Genomic DNA, 6,598 nt, shown 5'->3' with positions numbered 1-6,598 from the left:
TGGCCGTATTCGAATATATAGAAATCTGGTACAACCGCAAAAGATTACATTCAGCCCTGGGATACATGTCTCCACAGGATTTTGGGGAATTTTTAAACAAACAAAATATTGCAGCTTAACCAACTGTCCATTTTATTGTTGCAATTCCAATCGAAGTTTCATGATTATTTGATAGTCGGTTTAAACACAATATAAAACGATCTTCCTTACTTAAGAAAGAATGCTTACGGATGGCGTTAAACATGCGCTGATGCATGTCAAGTGCCTGCACCTGATTGTAGTTCTTAATCAACGCCACCTTCAACTGCCGGTATAGCTCGTATTGCATTTCTCCATAGTTGTTTTCCTTCCGATCCAGGTAGTGAATATTTTCTACACTATGTATTACCCGGGGGAACTGAACGCCAGCAAAACGCACATCCTCCAAAAAATCACGGTAGAAGTTCACCACCTCGTACGAATTCAAATAAACCCTGGTGAGTTGCGCCGGACCAAGCCGGCAATTGGAGAGGGAAAACAATGCATCGCTAAAAAAACGGCTCCGTATATCATAAAATAAGAATTCTTTGGCGCTGAAATCGTCGATGTAGATGCGCTGACAGGCTAGGTGCTCAACGGTAACAACTGATCCCGATATGCCTTTCATGCCTAGGGTCGATAACACCGCGCCACTAATATATATCGATTGAGTAACAGCTTTACTTTGATACACTGCCAGCGATACCTCCAAACGATCTAAATCCTCTGTGGTTGGGTGATAATTCCACCGCTGGCGACTACCATGTAGTCCGGGTACCGTCTCACGGACCAACCCCTGGTTTTTCGCCAGTCCTCCGGACACATAGCGTATTTTTTTTACATCCGTAATATGAAAACTGCTTTTTATTCCCAGCACATTATGCAACCCTAGATCCCGCGCTATTTGCTTATAGACAGCGTTAATCCGAGCACCGGGCGTCACATGCAAATTCCCGTCAGAAAAATCAATGACAACTTCAGCATTTCCGGTATCGTTTATAAAAAAATCGCCTAGGCAATTTTGAAAATGGATACGGGGAACGTTCGAATCGTTGATACGGAAAACGCTTTTAGGTAAGATTGTTCTGCCCACATAAATAGAGCTGATACTCGATTTCTCAAATTGGAAATTTCCTAATATGCAACCAAATAAGAATATGTCAACCTGCTGTTGCTCATTTTTTTGAATGGTATGAACAAGTTGCTCCCCTGGAATTAAGCAATTCAAAAATTGAATTTCTATCAACGTGAATGGCGTAGCACTGATATCAAATTGTAAGATACATCCCAGACGGAACCGGCAACCGTCAAACACAATTTTTACTGCCGAGGCAGTAGGCGCGATTGTATGTTGGGGATGTAGACATACCTCTACCAAGTCAGAGAAGTCTCGATTTTTCGCGGAGAAGTTCCAGAATTGACCTGAATTCAAGTCGATGATCATAAATAAGGGATAAAGGGTTTAATAGCACCAATTAAAATATCCACCAAATATAAGTAATACCGGCTGCTTTTCACTAGGCTCATAGGCGGGTCAATTATGGGAGCAATTGTGCATTGGAAAATAATGGGACATTAACTCTATAGAAACACCATGACACTGTGCAAAATTAAGAAATTTCTTTAAAATGCCGGTAAGAGGATAAATTAAGAATTGATTCTTTAATCAGAATTTACCGTTATGGTAAAATCACACGCCCCTCGTCCAGCCATTTGGGTATTTCTACTCCAGTTGCATCTTGGTGGTCCGCAAACGAGTAACGTAACGCTCTCATTGCATGATAGCATTCTTCAATTAATTGAATCTGCATTTGATAGTATTTCAGATCGTATTCGTTTTGAGTGATTTTATGCGCCGGTGTCTGCCGCTCCTTACGTACCTTTCTGAATACACCGCAAAGCTTCTGGATGCCAGGAGCACCATCAGTACTTCTTTCAGCGATTAACCATTCTTGCAACAGGCTGAGGGTCCCTTTTTGCCTTCGCTCAGTAACTCCCTGAGTATTGGTAGTTACTTCATCCAGTTCAATTTTTCCTGCAAAGAAATCTTTATTGATGTTATCAGAGATCATCTTATCAGTCAATGATACGAAATCCAGATAGTTCTTTAAAGTCGGTGTAAAGTATGGAGTAAATTCACGTGGCCTGGTCTCCGCATCATAAATATTGCGGAACAGGGGCTTGCCAAATATCTTTTTAGCCAATTCATTCAAGCAGTTTTGTTCGCCAATAAAGGCAGAAAACACGCTATGTGAAAATGTCCATTGCCCTAAGATTATGTTGTTATAATAATCCTCAGCTACCCTTCCTTTTTTCTTATAGATCTTACTTTTCCAAAACTGCTGCTGGTCTTCGGAGAGGTCTTTCAAATAACAAAGTGGAACCACAGCCAAGCGCTCTCTATTTTCACCATAGCCTAGACCGAAACTTTTAAGAAACAATTCATCTTCATCACGCACCAGTGGTTTTTCATCTTCGTCATACTTACAATAGATGTTACCTGAATAATCATTGAAACTAAAATTGTAGCGTGGATCTATTGCATAACGCTCCAAAACCTCGATATCAAAATAAACTAAACTCAACTGAGGCTCTCCTTGGGCCAGTTTCTTTGTGAAAAATTGATCTCCAAAATCATTTAGGTTCCRGTTGTCTCTCAAATATGCCAGAGAAGGATACACGCATATAGGGTACTCCGTCTGTTCCATGCTAAATGTTATTTCTCCAAATGTTTCATACTGTACCTCTATAGTTTTCGCATTTTCCAAGATAGCTAACTGATTGGAGATCTCATGCTCTTGAAAGCCAATAATATGCGGGTTTGTACTGGATTGTATGCTCAGCTCTTCGTTTCGCACGCCTACTTTGATAAAATCAATAGATTCCTGGTATCCGATTTTTAAATCTTCTGAGATCTGCCGAAGTGGGATGCCGTTAAAATCTGATGAATTGATAAAGAATTCATAGACAATCTCAGTAATTTTTTCTAACATAAAATGAGTTTCTGCTATGTAAGGTAATCGTTCGTTCTGATCTAAATTTATCAAAATTATCTAGCATGTGAAACTTTTATAAAGGCGTCGTTCATTATAGTGGAGTTATATAGTAGTAGGTATTTTTTGTCACCGCTCCAGTACTGTCTTAGAAGTCCTGTAAACTGGAAGGCCAGCAGGGTATTGTGACTTTATTGCCTCTATCAGTTCGTCCTGATAATCTTKGGGCATATTATGTCCGATGATAACCTCCGTTACAGCATCAGGCGAAAAAGTTTGTAGCCTTTGTGGTTCAGGTTTTCGTATCATTATTAACCGGAAATCGGGCTTGATAGTTGTGTGTCCATTACGTATTAATAATTAACCAATATATTCGAGAGTGACTACCATGTGCCCGGATTATTACTAGCTTTTCTGCAGTGGTTTTGCTATCTTATCAAAAAGTATCTTAAAGTAAATTCAAATCCAACAGTCACCAATATGGAAAATGGACGTTATTTGACTTCTTTCCTTGAAATTTTTGTAGATACTGATCAGGCCCTCTCTAATCTTGCCCTGCTTAATGAGGCAGATCTAGGCACTTATTACCATGAATATCTTCACTACGTCCAAGACGTGACGACCTGTAGTGGATTAAGCAAAATATGGCGTGCTTTTGATTGCCTACGTCAGCTCATTTCCTCTATCCAGCCAGACAATATTAACGATGTTGAAGTGCCCATGAATGGCCCAACCGCAGTTGAACAGATACGCCACCTTGATTTCTTGGAAGCATTACGCGGCAGTGGTCAAATAGCCGGATTATCAATGGAGGAGGCAGACACCTATCACATTATTGAGGTGCTTGAGGAGCATAATCCAATGATCCTTGAATACTATACCAGGTCAACTGCTATGGCTATCAAACTTAGACTCCAAAATGGTGATCCAACAGCGCGAGAAAAAAGATTTACATTTGGTGAGGCAGCAGTGTCAGAGACGATGGCATATTTGGTAGAAAGAAAATTTTTCCCAGGCCTTCCTCGCCTTCCTCGATATCCTTATAAGGTCGCCTCAGATTTAGTTCATCATCTTTATTCCCAACTAGAAGCAAGTGACGAAATAATTTYGGCTCTTTGTGATGCATCTTTGATGTATAATATGCCAGGGTGGGCGTTCGTGAAAATTATTCAAGAAATGGCGAAGGTGGAGTATTTGCCAACGAACGGTCGGGATGTGACAGATTTTAGTTATGCTTTCTATGAAAGGATACAATGGGACCATTTTGCGTATTCCCGAGTTGCCGTTCAATCAATTCAAGAGATAACTAATGCGCTGTATGGACATGAATTCTATACGGCTACAAAGGAATTATTACAAGCAAGTGTAGAACGAGGAAGAATATTACGGGAAGAGAATCCTTATTTTTTAATTGAAATATTTAATCGTGACTCCGCATTAAATATCGAATTTTACAAAACTTACAATTTTTTAGGTGGCCCGCTATCCATTAACAATAATGGAGGAAGGTGGGTACGAGTTCCACGCGGATTAGAACGGCTTCAGGAAACTGCTGATCCCGCGCATTTTCGCGTAGCATGGCAACTTAGTAAGTTTCTTCTCGAAGGAGAAATGCCATGTAGCCTAATTCAGACTTGCAGAGCGTCTCAAAACCGCGTGGTGGATGATCGTTGTGAAAACCGCCCTTGGCAACGAGCAAATGAAGCCCTTGGTTGTCCTTATGCTGCGGCTTGGACTCTCTATGGTTTAAAAAAGAAAGACTTTTACTTGAATGGTGTCCTTATCCAACAGCGCGAAGAAGTTTAGTCAGCGCGAGTACAGCGTCTCCTATTTGGGCAATTTACGCTTTCGCCTAACTATTTGATTATCAAATATTTTTTTATAGAAGAAAGTCGTAGAGATGAAACGTGATGATTTACCAGACCTCCAACAATAATAGGCACCGTCTTGATCTTATCGAGACGACATTATTTTTTTAAATTTGGCAACACGTAACCCTGTTGCAGTTCTATGACTTATTTTCATTCTATCGACTGGAATATTGCAGGTTTTTCTAAACAGTTACGACTTCCAAGAAATAAACTCCCGAAACGTTTGTGAAATATAGCCCTATGCGTGGTAAAACACTAATGATAGATTAATACTGTATCAACTTTCTTCACTAATATTTATTTGATGGTACAAACTCCTCAATTAACAGCTGCTATGGAATTGATAAAAGAAGGCATATGTCCATTGGCATATGGACAGCGACATCTTGTACAAAACTATGAATCAGATCCTAAGAACGCCTATCCTCTTCGTCGAGTTTATAAGTTCCAGAATGATTTCAACCAGGAGGCATTTAAAACCACTGTGCGGTATTTAATCAATAAACATCCTTCTTTGAGGCTAAGACTACTTAGGACCGGTAGTGGTTGGCGACAACAATTTGTTGACCAGACTGCGCCCATCGTAGAACATACCGTTAGAGGCTTAACGAAAGCCTTCAGGAAACAATATGGCTTGTTACTTATAGGAGAAGATATAAAGCCCGCAATTAATCTTGAAAAGGATTCTCCTATTAGGCTAACTATTTTTAAAATAAATAAACAGTATTACTTGAGTTTATGTATTTCCCATATCGCTATGGATGGCACATCGTTTGGCCTGTTTGAGCGTGAGTTAGTGGAATGCTATCAAAAAGCCATTAATGGAAATCTGATACCATGCTTGCCATCAGAATCGTTTGAGAAATTTATACTAAACGAAACTACATATAACGTAAAGGCGGAAAGTAATTTGAAGTATTGGTATGATAACCTGGAAGGAATTAAATATATGGAAATACCCAAAAGTAAAAAACCTCTGGCCGTTGCCGGTAACTATGTGAGAGTTTTTACTAATGACGAATTTGAAGATTTTAAGAGAATTTCCTCTGCGTCAAGGTATTCAGGTCTAACGATAATTGCTACAATTCATTTACTAATAATATACCAATCCCGGAAAGTTAATGATATTATTTTAGCTATTCCATCTTCAAACAGAACAAAGGAAGAGGAGCGTTCTATTATAGCGAATATTTTCGTGCCATTGCTAGTAAGGTTTAGATGGAATCCAGAAGATTCAATGCTTACAATATTAGATACTGTCAGAGAAACGTTGTTAAACGCATTTATTCACAGCCAATTCGATTCACGAAAGGTATTCGACTTTATAAGGAAGAATAATGGTATTAATAATTTAAGTACGGAATGCAATTTTATATTGGAAAATGATGCAATAGTATACCCAAATGCTCTTTTTGAATATCCATTAGACACTCTGTCTACTTCAAAAATGGTATCAATAGGTGGAATTCATTTCTTTGCAAAACAATTACCTGATGGAGTATTATTTAAACTTTGTTGGGATAAAAAGTTCTGGTCAATAAATGAAAAATCAATGCACGCTATATTTACAGAAAACTATAACCGTATTAGTGCTGCCATAAATGATACATTGTAATCCTTCAGCTATAACTTCGTATTATCTTGAGATTAATATTGTCCAAGCACCTAACTTGGTGTTAGCAGCTATTTTGTTTATGGTACTGCAAATAAACATAG

5 protein-coding genes are annotated in these 6,598 nt (G+C 38.9%); 3 read left to right on the top strand and 2 right to left on the bottom strand.

What is annotated here, in order from left to right; all coding sequences use genetic code 11:
* Positions 1-119, top strand: a 119-nt coding sequence (locus AC1DFM_RS34400; protein WP_477079316.1) for an IS3 family transposase, incomplete at its 5' end; no start/stop codon positions are given.
* Here the strand turns inward: AC1DFM_RS34400 and AC1DFM_RS34395 are convergent.
* Together AC1DFM_RS34395 and AC1DFM_RS34390 are read right to left on the bottom strand one after the other, a co-directional pair.
* Positions 116-1,462 carry a hypothetical protein gene (locus AC1DFM_RS34395; protein ID WP_477081314.1) on the bottom strand — a complete coding sequence of 449 codons (1,347 nt, stop codon included), beginning with the start codon at positions 1,460-1,462 and terminating at the stop codon, positions 116-118. The genes AC1DFM_RS34400 and AC1DFM_RS34395 overlap by 4 nt on opposite strands.
* Before the next feature lie 235 nt (positions 1,463-1,697).
* Positions 1,698-3,011 carry a hypothetical protein gene (locus AC1DFM_RS34390; RefSeq protein WP_477081313.1) on the bottom strand — a complete coding sequence of 438 codons (1,314 nt, stop codon included), beginning with the start codon at positions 3,009-3,011 and terminating at the stop codon, positions 1,698-1,700.
* A gap of 480 nt (positions 3,012-3,491) precedes the next feature.
* On the opposite strand from AC1DFM_RS34390, the gene AC1DFM_RS34385 reads away from it, so the two are divergent.
* Together AC1DFM_RS34385 and AC1DFM_RS34380 are read left to right on the top strand one after the other, a co-directional pair.
* A complete protein-coding gene (locus tag AC1DFM_RS34385; protein WP_477081312.1) occupies positions 3,492-4,817 on the top strand; it encodes a hypothetical protein in 1,326 nt (441 codons plus the stop codon).
* 399 nt (positions 4,818-5,216) lie between these two features.
* A complete protein-coding gene (locus AC1DFM_RS34380) occupies positions 5,217-6,497 on the top strand; it encodes a condensation domain-containing protein (RefSeq protein ID WP_477081311.1) in 1,281 nt (426 codons plus the stop codon).
* Positions 6,498-6,598: the final 101 nt, after the last annotated feature.

This window comes from Chitinophaga sp. 05T412, from assembly GCF_056396465.1.
Note: the sequence above shows the minus strand (reverse complement) of the source record. Positions and strands in the feature narration are given on the sequence as shown.

What these genes read in the sequence shown, in the direction of transcription:
- AC1DFM_RS34395 (WP_477081314.1), bottom strand. Translation starts at nt 1,462, where the DNA reads ATGATCATCGACTTGAATTCAGGTCAATTCTGGAACTTCTCCGCGAAA.
- AC1DFM_RS34380 (WP_477081311.1), top strand. Translation starts at nt 5,217, where the DNA reads ATGGAATTGATAAAAGAAGGCATATGTCCATTGGCATATGGACAGCGA.